The sequence below is a fragment of the Paenibacillus tyrphae genome (assembly GCF_024158745.1).
GTDB classification, from domain to species: domain Bacteria; phylum Bacillota; class Bacilli; order Paenibacillales; family NBRC-103111; genus Paenibacillus_G; species Paenibacillus_G tyrfis_A.
Window position 1 is genome coordinate 19527 of the sequence record NZ_JAMZAW010000011.1, and the last position, 17251, is coordinate 36777.

The 17251-nt window shown below is 56.0% G+C and carries 18 protein-coding genes; 16 read left to right on the forward strand and 2 right to left on the reverse strand.

Going from position 1 to position 17251, the window contains the following annotated elements; genetic code table 11:
- Nucleotides 1-189 precede the first annotated feature (189 nt).
- The 5 genes from NI000_RS17330 (at nucleotide 190) to NI000_RS17350 (ending at nucleotide 4828) form a co-directional block, all read left to right on the forward strand.
- Nucleotides 190-921: a phytanoyl-CoA dioxygenase family protein gene (locus NI000_RS17330; RefSeq protein WP_253412662.1), complete on the forward strand. Its 732-nt coding sequence runs from the start codon at nucleotides 190-192 to the stop codon at nucleotides 919-921.
- 57 nt (nucleotides 922-978) lie between these two features.
- Nucleotides 979-1836: an AraC family transcriptional regulator gene (locus NI000_RS17335; RefSeq protein WP_253412664.1), complete on the forward strand. Its 858-nt coding sequence runs from the start codon at nucleotides 979-981 to the stop codon at nucleotides 1834-1836.
- A 123-nt stretch (nucleotides 1837-1959) separates the two neighbouring features.
- Nucleotides 1960-2682 carry a Crp/Fnr family transcriptional regulator gene (locus NI000_RS17340; RefSeq protein WP_253412666.1) on the forward strand — a complete coding sequence of 241 codons (723 nt, stop codon included), beginning with the start codon at nucleotides 1960-1962 and terminating at the stop codon, nucleotides 2680-2682.
- An 85-nt stretch (nucleotides 2683-2767) separates the two neighbouring features.
- Nucleotides 2768-3274, forward strand: coding sequence for a L,D-transpeptidase (locus tag NI000_RS17345; RefSeq protein WP_253412667.1), 507 nt, complete (start codon nucleotides 2768-2770; stop codon nucleotides 3272-3274).
- A gap of 816 nt (nucleotides 3275-4090) precedes the next feature.
- Complete coding sequence (locus tag NI000_RS17350) at nucleotides 4091-4828, forward strand: CorA family divalent cation transporter (protein WP_253412669.1); 738 nt, start codon at nucleotides 4091-4093, stop codon at nucleotides 4826-4828.
- A gap of 76 nt (nucleotides 4829-4904) precedes the next feature.
- Here the strand turns inward: NI000_RS17350 and NI000_RS17355 are convergent, their stop codons facing one another.
- A complete protein-coding gene (locus NI000_RS17355; RefSeq protein ID WP_253412671.1) occupies nucleotides 4905-6167 on the reverse strand; it encodes a glucuronate isomerase in 1263 nt (420 codons plus the stop codon).
- A 38-nt stretch (nucleotides 6168-6205) separates the two neighbouring features.
- On the opposite strand from NI000_RS17355, the gene NI000_RS17360 reads away from it, so the two are divergent.
- Nucleotides 6206-6523, forward strand: coding sequence for a hypothetical protein (locus NI000_RS17360; RefSeq protein WP_253412673.1), 318 nt, complete (start codon nucleotides 6206-6208; stop codon nucleotides 6521-6523).
- Here NI000_RS17360 and NI000_RS17365 read toward each other — a convergent pair.
- On the reverse strand, nucleotides 6520-6726 hold the full coding sequence (locus tag NI000_RS17365) for a DUF1657 domain-containing protein (protein WP_253412675.1): 207 nt from the start codon (nucleotides 6724-6726) through the stop codon (nucleotides 6520-6522). The two genes, NI000_RS17360 and NI000_RS17365, sit on opposite strands and share 4 nt — an antisense overlap.
- Before the next feature lie 154 nt (nucleotides 6727-6880).
- Here NI000_RS17365 and NI000_RS17370 point away from each other — a divergent pair, with 154 nt between their 5' ends.
- The 10 genes from NI000_RS17370 (at nucleotide 6881) to NI000_RS17415 (ending at nucleotide 16995) form a co-directional block, all read left to right on the forward strand.
- Nucleotides 6881-7741 carry a DUF421 domain-containing protein gene (locus tag NI000_RS17370; protein WP_253412677.1) on the forward strand — a complete coding sequence of 287 codons (861 nt, stop codon included), beginning with the start codon at nucleotides 6881-6883 and terminating at the stop codon, nucleotides 7739-7741.
- A gap of 25 nt (nucleotides 7742-7766) precedes the next feature.
- On the forward strand, nucleotides 7767-8246 hold the full coding sequence (gene spoVAC / locus NI000_RS17375) for a stage V sporulation protein AC (RefSeq protein ID WP_253412679.1): 480 nt from the start codon (nucleotides 7767-7769) through the stop codon (nucleotides 8244-8246).
- A 1-nt stretch (nucleotide 8247) separates the two neighbouring features.
- On the forward strand, nucleotides 8248-9261 hold the full coding sequence (gene spoVAD, locus NI000_RS17380) for a stage V sporulation protein AD (protein WP_253412681.1): 1014 nt from the start codon (nucleotides 8248-8250) through the stop codon (nucleotides 9259-9261).
- A gap of 12 nt (nucleotides 9262-9273) precedes the next feature.
- Entirely contained in the window at nucleotides 9274-9639 is a 366-nt protein-coding gene (spoVAE, locus tag NI000_RS17385; protein ID WP_253412936.1) for a stage V sporulation protein AE, read from the forward strand.
- A 273-nt stretch (nucleotides 9640-9912) separates the two neighbouring features.
- The gene (locus NI000_RS17390) at nucleotides 9913-10872 is read left to right on the forward strand and encodes an AAA family ATPase (RefSeq protein ID WP_253412683.1); all 960 of its coding nucleotides are present in this window, start codon (nucleotides 9913-9915) and stop codon (nucleotides 10870-10872) included.
- A gap of 2 nt (nucleotides 10873-10874) precedes the next feature.
- A complete protein-coding gene (locus NI000_RS17395; protein ID WP_253412685.1) occupies nucleotides 10875-12119 on the forward strand; it encodes a DUF58 domain-containing protein in 1245 nt (414 codons plus the stop codon).
- Nucleotides 12116-14341 (forward strand): transglutaminase TgpA family protein, encoded by a 2226-nt coding sequence (locus tag NI000_RS17400; protein WP_253412687.1) that lies wholly within the window; start codon nucleotides 12116-12118, stop codon nucleotides 14339-14341. The genes NI000_RS17395 and NI000_RS17400 overlap by 4 nt, the downstream gene beginning before the upstream one ends.
- Nucleotides 14342-14450: 109 nt before the next feature.
- Nucleotides 14451-14966 (forward strand): YqeG family HAD IIIA-type phosphatase, encoded by a 516-nt coding sequence (locus tag NI000_RS17405; protein WP_375540982.1) that lies wholly within the window; start codon nucleotides 14451-14453, stop codon nucleotides 14964-14966.
- A gap of 7 nt (nucleotides 14967-14973) precedes the next feature.
- Nucleotides 14974-16101: a ribosome biogenesis GTPase YqeH gene (yqeH, locus tag NI000_RS17410; protein WP_253412688.1), complete on the forward strand. Its 1128-nt coding sequence runs from the start codon at nucleotides 14974-14976 to the stop codon at nucleotides 16099-16101.
- 24 nt (nucleotides 16102-16125) lie between these two features.
- Nucleotides 16126-16995 carry a shikimate dehydrogenase gene (locus NI000_RS17415; protein ID WP_253412690.1) on the forward strand — a complete coding sequence of 290 codons (870 nt, stop codon included), beginning with the start codon at nucleotides 16126-16128 and terminating at the stop codon, nucleotides 16993-16995.
- Nucleotides 16996-17251: the final 256 nt, after the last annotated feature.

Below are 17251 nucleotides of genomic sequence, written 5' to 3' on the forward strand. Positions count from 1 at the left end.
CTGCCAACCTACTTCTTCTAAGACGCAGCATAGCTTCAAAAAGTTTCAAGCTTTATGTTCATTTTTGTAAAATTTCCATGATGCCATCGGAAGATAAGCGTACTTCTCCGTAACAAACGATGAGCCAATTTTGCTCCTGGGGGCCTATAGTCAGGATATACCCGAAACGCTGACAGGAGGCGGTTACTCATGAGTTTGTTAACCCAAGAAGAGGTTTCGTTTTATGCCGAGAACGGCTATCTGCTTCACCATAAGCAGCTGTTTTCCAAAGAGAAGCTGGAGGAGCTGACATCCATATTCGAGGAGCAGTTGGCGCAAAAGGGGAGCAAGCTGTCCGACGAGCTGGATACGCCGCATTTTCGCGAGGAGCGGCTGCTGAAGTTTTTGCTTGCGGACGAGGTGCTGGACTTGGTGGAGCTGCTGATCGGTCCGAATATCGGGCTGTGGTCCAGCCATTTTATATGCAAGGATGCGTATACCGGCCGGGCGACGCCGTGGCATGAAGATTCGGCGTATTGGAACGGGCGGCTCAGCGGCTATGACAAAATCGTGACCGTCTGGCTGGCCATCGACCGCAGCAACCGCGACAATGGCTGCATGCGGGTCATTCCCGGCACGCACCGGAACGGATTTTCCGAGTATGAGCCGGTAGACGGCGGACGGAACTTGTTTTCGACGCAAATTAAACAGATCGACGACCGGAATGCAGTGTACTTCGAGCTGGAACGGGGCGAATGCTCGCTGCACGATTCGCGGATTATTCACGGCGCCGCCCCGAATACGAGCCCGCATCGTCGCTGCGGCTACACGATGCGTTATTTTTCCACGGAATTGAAGGTGCTGCCCGAGAAAAATCCGAATTTCAAAATATGGCTGGCTCGCGGCCAAGACATCGCAGGAAACCCGTTCGTTCCTGTATAATGGGACTGCAAGGCACGTAAGTCAAAGAAAGTTTAAATGAAGAGCGGGAGGACCAACATGGGACCCAAACAACCGGAGCGGTTGCGGAGCGTGCACTATGTGGCGCCGAACGCTCCTTTTCATGTTTACCGCCAATCGGTTACCGGACGCGTCGACCTGCATTGGCACGAATTTTACGAGCTGTGCTTCGTCCAGTCGGGCCGCGGAACCAACATCGTGAACGGAGAGCCGCATGGGCTGGAACCCGGCAGTATGTTTCTGCTGACGCCCGCAGACTTTCATGAAATCGAGCTTGGTCCCGGAGAAACGATGGAAATTCTGAACCTCGTTTTTCTGGAGGAAGTGCTGACGGACGAACTGCGCGAGCTGCTGTTTCCCGGTATCCTGAAGCTGCAGGCAAGGTTCGACGCTGCGGAGGCAAGCGGCATGCAGGCGGAATTTGATCGTGTCCTTGAAGAATTTAACGATCCGCGGCCGGGCGGAGGCTTGATGATTAAAGCGACGCTGGCGCGCACGCTGGTCGGGCTTGCACGGCAGTGCCGGCAGGATCGCGGGCCGTCGGATTCGGGTATTCGGGAGGCTCTGCGGTCGGGGCACCCCGGCATGCAAAAAGCGCTCATGTACGTTCACCATCATTTCCGGGAAGCGCTGACGCTGGAGGAAGCCGCCCGGCAGGCGAAGCTGACGCCCAATTATTTCAGCCATACGTTCCGCAAGCTGAGCGGCATTTCGTTTCAGAGCTACCTGCAGGAATTGCGTCTGACGTTTGCCAAGTCGCTGCTGGCTGCAAGCGACCTGCCGGTAACGGAAGTGTGCCACGCTTCCGGCTTTAACACGCTGACGCATTTCGAACGGTCCTTCAAGAAAAGGTTCGGCTGCCCGCCCTCCGGCTTGCGCAAAGGCAGCCTGCATTGACGCTCGTTACGATGTTCCGCAAATAAAACAAATGCCTAAATGAATTCTAACATTTATCTAATAATGATCTGGTACCATCATTATCATAAGGAATCGGGAGATTTCTGGATAAGGATGGTGTATATGGAAATCGCTAACCGAACGACGCCGGAAACCGCTCATCATATTCCGCAGTTTTTGTCGGGTGAAAACATGGAACGGCTTACGCAAATCATGTACCCGAAACAAGCGGCGGAGGGCGATTATTTGTTTTGGGAAGGGGATACGGCGGACAGGCTGTACTATGTTCACAAGGGTACAGTGAAGCTGAGCAAATCGACGGAGGACGGCAAGGCGTTCATTCTGCAAGTGGCGCAGCCTGGCGATCTGTTCGGCGAGTTCGGAAGCTGCGGACCGCAGTCTTACGGATATGACGGCATCGTGATGGAAGATGCGTCGCTTGGCGTCATTCTGATCAAAGACTTGGAAGTCCTCATCTGGAGAAACGGCGATATGGCGCTGCAGCTATTCAAATGGATGGGTCAGATGCAGCAATTCATGCAGTCCAAATTCCGGGATTTACTGCTGTTCGGCAAGAACGGCGCGCTCGCTTCGACCTTGATCCGCCTGACCAATTCTTATGGCGAAAAGGATGAACGGGGGATTCGCATCACGATCAAATTGACGCATACTGATCTGGCGAACATGATCGGTTCGACCCGGGAGGGAGTAAACCGGATGCTTAGCGAATATAAGGCGGCGGGAGCCATCGAATGGGAGAACGGAAGATTAGTTATAACAAATTTGCCTTTCTTTCAGGCGATGGTTGGCTGCGCCGATTGTCCGCTTAGCGTATGCCGGATCTGACGCCGAGAACGGGCGAATGGCGGCTTGCGCGTTGGAGCACACTAAAACGGCGTGTGACTTCATCACGAAAGAGTAAGGATGATGGATGTTGAGAATATCCCTTTTTCTCCTGATGCTTTTGTTCGGCGCTTGGCCGGCCGGAAGCGCACTCGGAGCGGCTCCAGGACCTTCCGCGGGGACGTCGCCCCCGGCCGGTTTGGAGGAAGAAGGCGTATATTTGTTGATCGATAAATCGGAGAACCGGCTGACCGTTATCGTGAACGGGAGGGCGGCATACGGCTTTGCCGTTGCGACAGGACGGACGAAGGACCTGACGCCGACAGGGACGTTCCATATCGTGACGAAAATCGTGAAGCCGTGGTACGTACGGAAGCAAATTCCCGGAGGGGACCCGCGAAATCCGCTGGGGACGCGTTGGATGGGAATCAATGTTCCGGGCTCGGGAGGGTACCGCTACGGAATTCACGGAACGAACCGGCCGTACTCGATCGGCAGCAGCGCTTCGTCGGGCTGCGTCCGCATGCACAACCGAGACGTCGAATGGCTGTACCGTCACATCCCGCTCGGCACGGCGGTCATCATACGGGATTGAACGGGCTTACCCAACTTTTTTAAAAGAATTGAATAAAAACGTCGCGGACGGCACATGCTATAATCAACGGTGAAAAGAGAGGTGTGGTTCCGTTGAACAGTTCAACGAGAAATACCGGGGAAGTTGCTTCCGAATCGAGATAGAAGCGGAGGGATGTGCCAAAGACACGTTAGAGTAGTAGTACACGTACTGCGATCGTGAATGAGGTAAGACCCGAGCTTTAGGCGAGGTTCAAGGCAAAATACCAAAAATCGTTCACCGTTGGAAAGGACTCCGCAAGGGGTCCTTTTTCCTGTTTCCCATCCGATGAAAACGCGGATTTTTGCGGCGTTCCATAGCTGCCGTTACCTTTGGCGCGGCTCTTGCATTTACTAAAGCAGAAACAAAAAAAACACCTGACGGCTAACCGCCAACGGCCGCTGCAGGCATACTGCCCTCCTGACATACCAAAAAAAGCTTCCCTCCCCTTAGGGTTCAGGAAGCTTTTTTGTCATACCGTGTCCCCGTGAATCCGGCGGAAGGACAGTATAACATGGCTGTTCGCCTCCTTTGTCCAGCGGACCATAAGTCCGTTTCTCGGTTCGTACTATCTTTATCCGGCTCGTCTCCGTCTGAATTAGCGCCGGTTTCATGCCGCAGTGGAAGAGGTTAAGGAGGAAACAAGAACGTTTGCCAGAATGGAGGAAGCTTTATGGACCAGCGCACCGTTCGGTTTCCCAACGCCAGATGGTCATGGACATTGATGACGGCCTGTGAGGACACCGGGATGCCCCGGGTTCGCTCCGGGGGACTGCGAAGCTGCTGCAGGGCTTTATCGTGTATTCGCTGCATCCCAAGAACGGGCAGCAAAAAATGTTTTACCGGGTGGACGAATCGAAGCTGCTGACCTTTCAAGAAGGGCTGTACCCGTTTGACGACGAAAAGGAGAAGCATATGCTTTCCTGCATGGATCGATGCCGGACGGCGCTGCAAGGGTTCTGCATGCTGATCGGAGAAGTAGCGCTGACGTTTTTATCGCAGATGGAAGAGCTGGAATGGAGGCTGGAGGAGCTGGAAGGCCGGATGAAGCGCAGCAACGATTCGAAAGTGCTGGATGAAATTATGGATCTTCAGTATGAAGTGCTGGACTGGCACCGCATTGTTCAGCCGCTCGAAGAGTTTCACGCAGCCGCCAAAGGATGGGCGGAAGACAGCCCCTGCCACGAGTACGACAACAACGAGCTGCTGCTCCAAAGGCTGCATTCCCGGCTGAAGCGCTATCGCACCGAGCTGGATATCCTGCTGAATATCGACAACAACATCGCGACGTACCGGGGCAACGAAATTATGAAGACGCTCACCGTATTTTCCGTCATCTGCACCCCGGCTACCGTATTCGGCTCCATCTGGGGCATGAACTTCAAGCGCATGCCCGAGCTTGAGCTGCCGTTCGGCTATGCGCTGGCCATCTCCGCCATTGTCCTGCTGACCTTGTCCGTTTATTTTTGGATGCATTGGAAAGGCTGGACCGGCGATCTGTTGAAAGGAAAAAACAAAGATTCCAACATTGTCTGACGTACGCAAAAAACGGCCCCTGCGCCGCGCAGAAGGCCGTCTATTGTTATGGTTGAATATGATCGAAGAACCGGAATCAGGCCGCAGGGTCCGGCTTGCCAAGAAACTTCCAGAATACGCCGCCGAGCAGATCCTCGATATCGCGGCGGATCTCCTCTTCCTCCAGCCGCCAGCCGGCGTCGAACAGGTCGCCGTATTTATCGCAGAGCACTTTGCCGATAATTGCGCGCGAGTGATCCCATTTGTACAAGAGCTGATCCAGAATACGGCAATCCGAGTGCTGCGGAATGATGCTGCCGCCAAGCAGCTCAAGCCGCATCCGCGTAATTTCCTCGATCAAGCTCGGGTTGTTCAGAAACCACCAGCAGCCGAACACGAGCAGGTTGCGGTTTTTCCGCGCGGTGACGGCCAGCTCGTGCTGGTTTTCCCGGGATAGCATCGTGACCAAAAATTTCACGTCCTGATACTTGCTGACGATTCGCTCGACCGCGCCGATGTCGCTTTTGCCAAGGCTGTCGCCCGCATCTTTCAGAGACGGATTGACTTTGCGCTTCACGCCGATCATCATCGCAAACGGTATTCCCGCTTCCCGCGCAACGGGCACGATACATTCGTCGATGATGCGGACGCGCACGGAATCTTCCGGATACGCAAAATCGTTCGGTAGTGAAACGGCCATATACAGCGGGTTCATCCGGGCAATCCAATCCTTCAGGAAGCGGCGGATTTCGGCGAGCGTACCGCCGGACAAGTCGGCGCTGACCTCATAGCCCTGCTCCTTGAGCTTGCTCCAGGAGCTGTCCCACAGATTAAGCAGCGGATCGATCCGCAGGGCAGCCAGGAAGCGGGGATCCTGGCTTGCGCCGGACTCCCATTTTCCGCGTTCGTAAGCATCGAACGGATCGTTGGTCATCACGACCGTCTTTACGTTCGCCAGCTTCAAAATGCGGTCGATGTAGTCGCTGGCGCTGACGCTGCGGAAATACGCGCGGTATTCCTCCAGGTCGCGCTTCGCCAGATCGAAGCCGAGCCGGTTCAATACCGTGACGACGCCGCGGCACGCTTCACTGTAGGGCGAATGGTCGATAAACAGCGTCTGCCAGATCAAGTCGGCCTGCTCCTGTTTGGATAGCTGCCAGAAAGCGTCGTAAGACAAATCCGGGCGGAAGCGGAACGTTTCGGCGATCAGATAATGGTACGTCAGCAGCTCGTCTACTCCCCACAGCAGCAGGTCGCCGAACGATTCGGCAAACAGATGGGTATGAATATCGGTGACCGGGGTGGTGCGCACCGTTTCGGTCACAAAGGCGGTCAACTGCTCCTTGGTTGCAATCGTCATGATATCGGTAGTCCTCCCGAAAATCGATTAATGTTCACGTGAACAATGAAGTTTATTATAGCACTTATTTTCACTTTAGGATAGAGATGGGCTTTTGCCCGAGCCATTTATTTTCACCGGGCATACACATAAAGGGACGATTGCAAACCATCTGGATAGGGGCGAATGCCGATGGGATTTTTCACTTCTTTACTGCTCATTCTGATCTTGTTTATTTTGCTGCTGATCGTTTTGATGGTGCTGGCCTGATGCAAACCGCTGCACGTGAACACCGGCGCGGAAATAAAAGCGCAGTAAAAAACAGCCCGGGAGCCGTTTGGGAGAAAACGGACCGGGCTGTTTTCGTCATGCCTTAAAACCCTTTATATTGGGGCTCCTCATTCTCGAGCTGCTGCACACGCGAGCTGACTTGGTCAACGATTTGCTGCGTTTGCTGCGCGCAATTTTGGAACAGCGTCTTGGCTTCCTGATTTTGCGTGCTCAACGCGAACGTTTCCAAGCTGGCTTGCGCACTTTTCAGCGAAGCCAGCGTCGTTTTCACTTGGCTTGCCACGGTCATCGTTATCACCTCCACAAACGATAATGTGTGCGATTAAGAAGAAGCTGATGAATGTCAATAACTACCTGCCATAACTCTTCCGTTTCAGCAAATAATTTAAGTGATCTCGTTACACCAAGAAAGCTAAGCTCGCGCGGAAAAGGAGAGGAATTCGTTGCAGGATTGGGTGCATATTTTTTTTCGGGCGCTTTTGACGATCGCGATCTTGTTTTTGATGACCCGAATTTTGGGGAAAAAACAAATATCTCAATTGACCTTCTTCGAATACATAACGGGAATTACCCTTGGCGAGGTTGCGGGGTTCATGTCCACCGACGTCGAAGCGAACTACATGCACGGTTTTATCGCCTTGCTGCTCTGGTTCGCGATTCCGCTGCTGCTGGAGATGCTGACGCTGAAAAGCAAGCGTCTGCGGGAATGGTTCGAGGGAAAAGGAACGGTATTCATCAAGGAAGGCAAAATTCTCGAGGACAATTTGAAAAAAGAACGCTATACCGCCGACGAGCTGCTGGAGCAGCTGCGGACCAAAAGCGTGTTTAACGTGGCCGATGTGGAATTTGCCATACTGGAATCAAGCGGGGATATCAGCGTGCTGCTGAAAAAAGAAAATCAACCGCTCACGGCGAAGCATCTCGGAATCAAAACGGCGCCCGAACGCGAGTCGCAAGCGGTCATCATCGACGGCAACATTATGGACGAGCCGCTTGCCACAGCCGGACTGAGCCGGGAATGGCTCTTCACGGAGCTGGAAAAAATAGGCGTGACGCTGGAGAACGTGTTCATCGGTCAAGTAGACGCGTACGGAGGGCTGCATGTCGATTTGTTCGACGACATGCTTCAAGTGCCTGACGATGTGTCAAAGCCGCTGTTGTTTGCGACGCTCAAGAAGTGCGAAGCGGATTTGTTGCTGTTCGCTCTCGCGGTTAAGAACGAGGGCGCGAAGCGCATGTACGAGAGGTGCGCGCAGCAAATGAACCAGATCTTGGAGCAGGCCGAGCCTCTGTTGAAGCGATAAAAACCATGCAGGAGGAACAGCGAGCATGAGCACAAAGTCCAAAATGAAAAAGCTGACCTGGACCCAGCAGGAATATCAGGAATTCGTCAAAAAGCGAGAGCCGGCGCGCCCGGTGCTTCAAAACTGCTTTCGTGCTTTTATTGCCGGAGGGTTCATCTGTCTGATCGGACAATTCGTGACCCAATTCTTTATTTACTGGTTCGGCTTTACCGATAAAACGGCGGGGAATCCGACGGTAGCGGTCATGATCTTCCTGTCTGTCGTTCTAACCTGCTTCGGCGTATATGACAGAATCGCCCAATGGGCGGGAGCTGGCTCGGCCGTCCCCGTAACCGGATTTGCCAACTCGATGTGCTCCGCGGCGCTGGAGCATAAAAGCGAAGGCTACGTGCTGGGCGTCGGAGGCAACATGTTCAAGCTGGCAGGTCCGGTTATCGTCTACGGGACGGTGTCCGCATTTGTTATCGGGCTCATCCACTGGTTGTTCGGATTGGGGGTCAAATGAGATGCTGAAGGGAGCCCAGAGCTGGGAATTCAAGAAGCGGCCGGTCATCCGGGGGACGGCTACGATCGTCGGACCGGACGAGGCCAGCGGACCGCTCGGCAACGAATTCGATATCGTGCATGCGGACACCATGATCGGGCAAGACAGCTGGGAGAAGGCCGAGAAAAAAATGCTGGAGGAAGCGGCGAAGCTGGCGATCGAAAATGCGTGCTTGACCAAAGAGCATATCCAGTTCTATGTCGGGGGCGACCTGCTGAACCAGATTATCAGCAACAGCTTTGCGGTCCGTACGATGCAAATCCCGTATCTGGGCGTCTTCGGCGCTTGCTCGACTTCGATGGAGGGACTTGCCGTTGCGTCGCTGATCGTGGATTCCGGCTTCGGCCATCATGTGCTGGCCGGCACCTGCAGCCATAACTCCACGGCGGAGAAGCAGTTCCGCTATCCGACGGAATACGGCTCGCAGAAGCCGCCGACCGCGCAGTATACGGTAACAGGCGCGGCTTGCGCCGTTGTGGGGAACCACGGCCCGGGGCCGGTCGTGACCGGGGCGACGATCGGCCGCGTCATCGACATGGGCATCAAGGACCCGTTCAATATGGGGGCTGCGATGGCCCCGGCGGCGGTCGATACGCTGCAGGCGCATTTTCGCGATTTTCAGCGGGAGCCGGGCTACTACGATCTGATCGTTACCGGCGATTTGGCGAAGGTCGGCTACGAAATCGCGTGCGAGCTGCTGGAGAAGCATAAGGTGCCCATTCACCAAACGACCTACAAAGACTGCGGCCTGATGGTTTTCGACCGGGAGAAACAGAACGTGCAGGCCGGCGGCAGCGGGTGCGCTTGCTCCGCCGTTGTTACTTACGGGCATATTTTGAAGCGCATGAAAAAGGGAGAACTGAAGCGGGTGCTCGTGGTGGCGACGGGGGCGCTGCTGTCTCCGCTTTCTTTCCAGCAAGGAGAAAGCATTCCCAGCATCGCCCATGCGGTAGCGATCGAAAGCGAGGTGCGTTAGACTATGGATTGGATGCAGTTTGTTTGGGCGTTTATCGTCGGCGGAGCCATCTGCGTCATCGGACAGCTGCTGATTGACGTCATGCGGCTGTCACCCGCGCATACGATGAGTACGCTGGTCGTCGCAGGAGCGATTGTCGACGGTATTCCGATCGGCAATAAGAGCCTGTACGACCGGTTTATCGAGTTTGCCGGGGCCGGGGCGACCGTACCGATCACAAGCTTCGGTAATTCGCTCGTCCACGGCGCGTTAGCCGAGCTTAAACTGCACGGCGTCATCGGCATTATTACCGGCATCTTCGAGGTGACGAGCGCGGGCATCTCGGCGGCCATTATCTTTTCGTTTCTTGCGGCGCTCGTATTCAGACCGCAAGGCTGAGCGGACCTATGTCAAGGCCCGTCCCCGCGTGCCCCGGCGAATCTCCGGGGTTTTTTGCATTTCGCCGAACAATTTCATCGGTTTTACACGTATACGCCGTTTTTTGAATCCTGTACAATAAGGAAATAACGTTTTCCTTGCTGATCGTTTTGGTTTTGTTACATTTTGTTGCAATTTGGAGATATTTTCGCCATATGGAACCATTTTTGACAACTTTATTTCCCGTTCTTACGTATATACTTTGTACGATAACTTTTCGAGGAGGCCCGGACGATGGAAACGATGATACGAGAAGATATTCAAGCCTTGAAGCGCATACAAGCGAATTTGGCATCCTGCATCCTCGGCAAAACGGACGAGATTGTACTGCTGATGACCGCCATGCTGGCAGGAGGCCATGTGCTGCTTGAGGATGTGCCCGGCACCGGCAAGACGGTGCTGATCAAAGCGCTTGCCAAATCGATCCGCGGCCAGTTTCGCCGTATTCAATGCAATCCCGACCTTCTTCCTACCGATATTACGGGGGTCTCGATCTATCATCCGAAGGACGAGGTATTTATTTTCCGTCCCGGACCGATTATGACGCATATTTTGCTGGCGGACGAAATTAACCGGGCGACGACCAAGACGCAGTCGGCGCTGCTCGAAGCGATGGAAGAGCGCCATGTGACGGTAGACGGGGAAACGTACGACCTGCCGAAGCCATTCCTGCTGCTGGCAACGCAAAATCCGATTGATTTCGAAGGCACGTACATTTTGCCGGAAGCCCAGCTGGACCGGTTTATGATGAAGTTCAGTCTCGGTTACCCGGATGCGGATACGGAAACGAAGATGATTTTGGCGCAAAGCGTCGTCCATCCGCTCGAAGAGCTGGAGCCGGTCGTGGACAGCGAGCAAATCTTGGCGATCCAGAAGCAGGTCAAGCAGGTGCATCTCGACGAAGCGGTTGCCGCTTATTTGGTCGCCGTCACCCGCCAGACCCGCGAACATGGCTCGATCTATCTCGGCGCCAGCCCGCGGGCGACGCTTGCGCTCGTGCAGGCCTCCAAAGCGCTGGCATTAATTCAGGAACGGGACTATGTCATCCCGGACGATATTAAATTTTTGGTGCCGTACGTGCTCGGCCACCGGATTTTGCTGACGGCCGAAGCCCGGATGGAGGGGGCTACGGTGCAATCCGTCCTGCAATCGGTCGTGCAGCAGGTGAAAGTGCCGGTACGTTGGGAGAAGTGAGCATGATGAAACCTTCCTTCGCTCACAGGCTTCCATCCCGGTCACGGTTTAGCCGCAAATTTTGGGCGGTGGCGACGGCTTTTGCAGGAAGTCTCGGCTTCCTGCTGTTTCAGGGTGGCAAGCTCGCTTTAATGTTGTTCGTGATGATGACGATTTTGAGCGTGTATTTGCTGCTGGGGCAGTGGAGCGGCATTAAGCGGACCCAAGGGGTACGTACGTTGTCCAGCGGCGATTACGGCTCTCTGATGCCGGCGGGCAGCTCGCTCGGCGTAACGATTCAACTGCAAATTCCGGGCATATGGCCGATCCCCTATTTGTTTATCAAGGATCGCTTGTACCACAAAAGCGGGCGCGAGCTGACGTTCGAAGCGACGGTCGTTCCCGACTGGCGGCGGCGCGCGGAATGGGAATACCGGACCCCGGCGATGCGCCGGGGGCGCTATACGTTCGGACAGACGGAATGCGTGACGGAAGACGTCTTCGGCTTGTTCGAGCACAAGGGCGGTTTGGAGCTGCCCCAAAGCATCGCCGTGCTGCCGCAGACCGTGCCGATCCGGGAATGGCAGCAGTACAACCAAATGATGAAAGGAACGAGCCACCACTCGTCTACGACCCGGGCCGTCCGGGAGACGACGCAGATCAACGGGGTTCGCGAATATATTTACGGAGACCGGCTCTCCCGCATTCACTGGAATGCGACCGCCAAGACCGGCACTTGGAAATCAAAGGAGTTCGAGCGCGAGTCGCTGCCGAAAACGTACTTGATTCTCGACCGGGCGGGGCAAGCCTACGGGGACCCCGAGCAGTTCGAATTGGCCGTATCCGTAGCCGCATCCTTGTTTCAATACGGCTCGGAACGGGGGCTTGCGCTCGGGCTTGTCTCCACAGGCGCAGACGACGTCTATTTTGATCCCAAGACCGGGCAAGCGCTGTATCAGGCGGCGCAGCAGCATTTTATCGATGTGGAGGCCGACAGCGTCCATGACATCCGCCATGTGCTCAAAACCAAAGTGCATCAGCTGTTGCCCGGCAGCTTCGTGACGCTGATCAGCCCGATGTCCGGCGAACCGATGCTGCAGGTGCTTGCTTGGCTGAAGCAGCAGCAGTTGAATCCTTGCCATCTCTGGATCGGCGCCGTACGCGGCAAAGAAGTCTGGGTCAAGGATTTGCATGCGCGGGGCATTCCCTGCTATGCCGTAAGGCAGCTGTCGGAGCTGCCCGGGCTGTTGGGAGGTCGGAAGGGATGAAGCAGCAGCGAATGTGGCTTAAGCGTTTGCTGTGGGACGAATGGCCGCACCGCTTGTCGGTGCTGTTGTCCGGATTGATTTTGCTCCAGTTTGTGTACTGGTTCGCCAAAGAAGACGGCTTCTGGCTTCCGGAGACGGTCGTCATCGTGAAAATGACGCTTCTGGCGGTCTTTGCGCTCGAGCATTTGACGCGGCTGCATTGGATCGTTCGCGGCATTTTGCAGCTTGTCTCCGTCGTGGTCATCAACGTGCTCGTGCTGGAGCAATTTGAAGTGATCGAGCCGATGAAGGCGTCCAGCTTTGTGAGCTCGAAGCTGTTCTTGAATCTGTACGAGCTTACGCCGTATTTGTGGTTCGGCATGGGCGCCTGGGTCGTTTACGTGACGGTCATTTGGTGGGTGGAAGTCAAGTGGCGGGTATATATTCTGCTGGTGGTCAGCGTGCTTGCGCTCTGCATCCGCGATTCGTTCTCGTCCATCTATTTGTGGCCGCAAGTGGCCGTGATCGTCGGCTGCGGTCTGCTGCTGCTCATTCTCAATCATTTCGCGCATCTGCGGCGCAAAGACCCGACCGCTTGGCGGCATTTGGCGGAATATCCGGCTTCCATCGCCATGACGGTCGCCTTTTTAATCGGGGTGACGGTGCTCGCCGGATCGCTCATGCCCGAGGTCGGACCGATGTTGACCGACCCGTATACCGCTTGGCGCGCGTCCCGGGGAGAGCCGATGGCCTTCACCACGGGAAAAGGCGTCACCGTGCCCCCCAGCGAGGCGATGGATTCCTCGTCGGGCTACAGCCGGAGCGATGCGAATCTGGGAGGCGGCTTCCGGTTCGATTATACGCCGGTCATGAAGGTAGAAACGGATCACCGCGCTTATTGGCGGGGCGAGACGCGTTCGCACTATACCGGCAAAGGCTGGGAGGAAAGCGACAGCGAGCGGCGCGGTCCGTGGAACGCGATCAGGCCCGAAGCTCCGCTTCCGGCGGACGCCCGGTTAGCCGGTTCCAAGGCGAAGACGGTGGAGGTGAAGCAAACCGTCACGCTGATGTCGGCGCAGCCGTATCCCGTACTGTTCGGAGCCTATTCCATCCAGAAAGTGATGGGACTGGACGGCGCCAAAAACGGCTTTGAGCCGCTGCAATGGTCGGCTGCGCAATCTGAGATCCGCTACAGCGAGCGGCAGCCGTACCCGCAAACGTATACGATCGTGTCGCAAATGCCGGTTGTCAACGAAGAAGCGCTGCGGAAGCTGCCACCTGCGCCGCTGAAGCAGGATGTGGCGGAATTCGTCCAGCTGCCGAGCAGCGTGCCGGAGCGGGTCCGCAAGCTGGCCGCGGATCTGACGAAAGATGCGGCCAATCCGTACGACAAAGCGAAGAAGCTTGAGCAATACTTGCAGACGAGCTTTCCGTATACGAACAAACCCGACCTCAGCAAGGGCCAGAGCCGCGATTTTGTCGACCGGTTCCTGTTTGAGATTAAAGAAGGCTATTGCGATTATTACTCTACCGCGATGGTGGTGCTGTCCCGCTCGATCGGACTTCCGGCGCGCTGGGTCAAAGGCTATGCGTCAGGGACGCCGGATTTTCAGCAGCCGGAGCTGCAAGGCTTCGCCCCCAACGAGCTGCTGATGGACCCGGATGGCGGCGGGGTCTACACGGTACGCAACTCCGACGCCCACTCCTGGGTCGAAGTTTATTTCGACGGCTACGGATGGATTCCGTTCGAGCCGACGGCAGGCTTCGCGATGCCGCGCGCCGTGCTGCTGGAAGAAACGTCCGCTTCACCGGTAGAACCGCAACCTGCTCCGAAGCCGGAGACGAAGCTGGCAGAGCCTGCCGTTGAAACGCATCATGCGGCCGTGTGGAGCATTGTCGCCGCCGTGATCCTCGTTGCCGCACTCCTGGCCTGGAAGCTGCAGGTTGTCGAGCTGCTGAAGGAACGCGCGCGCCGCCGCCGGGCTTCGCTGCTGAAGCAGAAGGTCATTGTGGAATGCGAACGCCTGCTGCGCATTTTCCGGCGCAACGGCTATGTGCGCGAGGAGCACGAGACGCTGCGCGAAGCGGTGCGCCGTTGGTCCCGCCAGAGCCGGTGGATGAGCGAAGAGCTCGAGGCCGTGCTTCACGTATTCGAGAAGGCGAAGTACGGAAAAGCGGAGATCACGGAGGAAGACTGGAAAAAAACAAATCAAATCGTCGAACGCTTGCGTTCGCAGATGTAAATGTTAACCGATCGGCAGACCGCGCCTTTGCGGAGGGCGGTTTGCTTTTTTTGTTCGCCATTTTGCAACAAAATGGACAGTTATGGTATAGTTTGACGTATACAGCCTAATGTCTTTCGAGGTGAATTCTTTGCTGAAAAAGCTGATTCCGCGTCAACAAGTCAAAACGATATTTGACATAGATCTTCAAGCGTTATGGGAGCAGGGATACCGCGGCATCATAACGGACTTGGACAATACGCTGGTAGGAGCCAAAGCGCCTCTTGCCACGCCGGAGTTGCTGGATTGGCTGAAAGTCGTGGGGCAAATCGGCTTTCAGGTCGTCATTGTGTCGAACAACCAGCGCAACCGGGTAACCAAGTTCGCCGAGCCGTTGTCCCTGCCTTTCATTTATCGCGCCCGTAAGCCGACAAGCGCCGCGTTCCGGCGGGCCATGAGCATCATGAATCTGCGGGCGCAGCAGACGGTGGTCATCGGGGATCAGATGCTGACCGACGTGCTGGGAGGCAACCGGATGGGGCTTTATACCATCCTCGTCCATCCGATCTCTCTTGCGGACGAGGGCTTTTTTACGAAGGTAAATCGAAGGATCGAGAAGGCCGCATTAACTATAATGAAAAGGTAGGGAACGTATGACGGCCCACAATCAACACTCCGAAAATAACCACTGTGCGGGCTGCGGCGTAGCGCTCCAAACGGAGCAGCCGGACCAGCTCGGCTATGTCCCGGCTCAAGCGCTTGCGCGCACGCCGATCATTTGCCAGCGGTGTTTCCGCATCAAAAATTACAACGAAGCTTCGGGCATTACGCTCAATCAGGACGATTTTTTGCGGCTGCTCACCCATGTGGGGGGAACGGACTCGCTGGTCGTGAACATTGTCGATATTTTCGATTTCGAGGGCAGCATGATTTCCGGTCTGGCGCGGTTTGTCGGAACGAATCCGGTCATTCTGGTCGTGAACAAAATCGATCTGCTCCCCAAGGTGACGAACTACAACCGGATCGTGAACTGGGTGCAGAGACAGGCGAAGGAAGCGGGACTTCGGGTCGTGGAAGTCGTCCTGTGCTCGGCGAAAAAAAATATGGGCTTCGAGCGGGTCATCGAAGCGTTGGAGCTGCACCGCAAAGGGCGCGACATCTATGTCGTCGGGGCGACGAACGTCGGCAAATCGACGCTCATCAACCGGCTTATTCGCGATTACAGCGATTTGGACGCCGAGCTGACGGTTTCGCAATATCCGGGCACGACGCTTGACCTTGTGCGCATTCCGCTGGACGATGGCGCCTCGATCATCGATACGCCGGGCATCGTGTACAAGCATCGTCTGACGGAGCTCGTCAGCAAGAAAGATTTGATGAAGGTGATGCCGGACAGGCCGATCAAGCCGTTGGTGTTCCAGTTGAACGACCAGCAGACGATCTTCTTCGGCAGCTTGGCGCGCTTCGATTTCGTGCAGGGCGAACGGCAGTCGTTCACGTTCTACGTTTCCAACGCGCTCCAGGCCCACCGGACGAAGCTGGAGCGGGCGGACGAGCTGTACGAGGAGCACCGGGGCGTGCTTCTGGCGCCGCCAAGTCTGGAAGATCTGGAAGAATTGCCCAAGCTGACCAAACATCCGATCCGCATTCCGAAGAACGCGAATCTGGACGTTTCGGTCTCGGGACTCGGCTGGATCAAAGTAAACGGCACCGCCGGGGCGGATCTGGCCATCCACGTTCCCAAAGGCGTGAAGGTCGCGGTTCGGGAATCGGTCATTTAGCGGGAGCGGGAGGAACGGGACTCAATGAGCAAGCATAAACTGGACAGCCACACGATTTTGTACGGGGTGTTCGGCGATCCGATCCGGCATTCCAAATCGCCGATCATGCTGAACCGGGCATTCGAAGCGGCGGGAATCAACGCGGCGTACGGAGCGTTTCATATCCTGCCCGGCACGTTGAAGGACGCGGTGGCCGGCATCCGGGCGCTGCAATTCCGCGGGGTCAACGTGACGATTCCGCACAAGGTCGAGGTCATGTCCTATTTGGACGAAATCGACGAAGGAGCCCGCGCCATCGGAGCGGTGAACACCATCGTCAACGAAGGCGGCCGGCTGATCGGCTACAATACCGACGGCATCGGCTACATGCGTTCGCTCCGCGAAGAGACGGGCATCTCGCTGAAGGGGCGCAAGGTGCTGATGATCGGCGCAGGGGGAGCGGCGCGCGGCGTCGGCTACGCGCTGGCCCGCGAAGGCGCGGAGCATATCTACATCGCCAATCGCACGAAGGAGAAGGCGCTGGACCTCGCTTCGTCGATGAGCGAATTCGGCAGCGTATCCGGGCACGGCCTGGACGAGATTCCGAAGCTGGCCGGAGAGGCCGCTCTGATCGTCAACAACACACTGCTCGGCATGCATCCGAACGTGGACGAGGTACCAATGGACATTTCGCTGATTCGTCCGGAGACGGTCGTCAGCGATCTGGTGTACAACCCGCTGATCACCCGTTTCTTGCGCGAAGCCCGCGATCAGCGCGGCGCCATCATTCACAGCGGCCTCGGCATGTTCATTTACCAAGGCGCCTACGCCTTCGAATATTGGACCGGCCAGCCCGCTCCGATCGCCGCCATGCGCGAAGTGGTGGAACAATCTTTTTCGGAATCGGAGCATTGATTTCGAACATATTAAGTATGGGTTAGGCACGGATTTGGCAAGGATTTGTTTTGTGGGTTTTGGGTTTGGAGATGTTGCCGTACAGGTGGCTTCATGACAAGGTCATGAGCCCCTGACGGCCCGGTTTGCGCCTTGCGCCGACCAAGAGCTTCATGACAGCGTCATGAGGCGGCCCCTTCCCCACAGTCGAACAAAAAACGCACGACGCAACACAGCGCACCCGGGCATAACGTAGGAAGAGAACGCCGCATGCGAG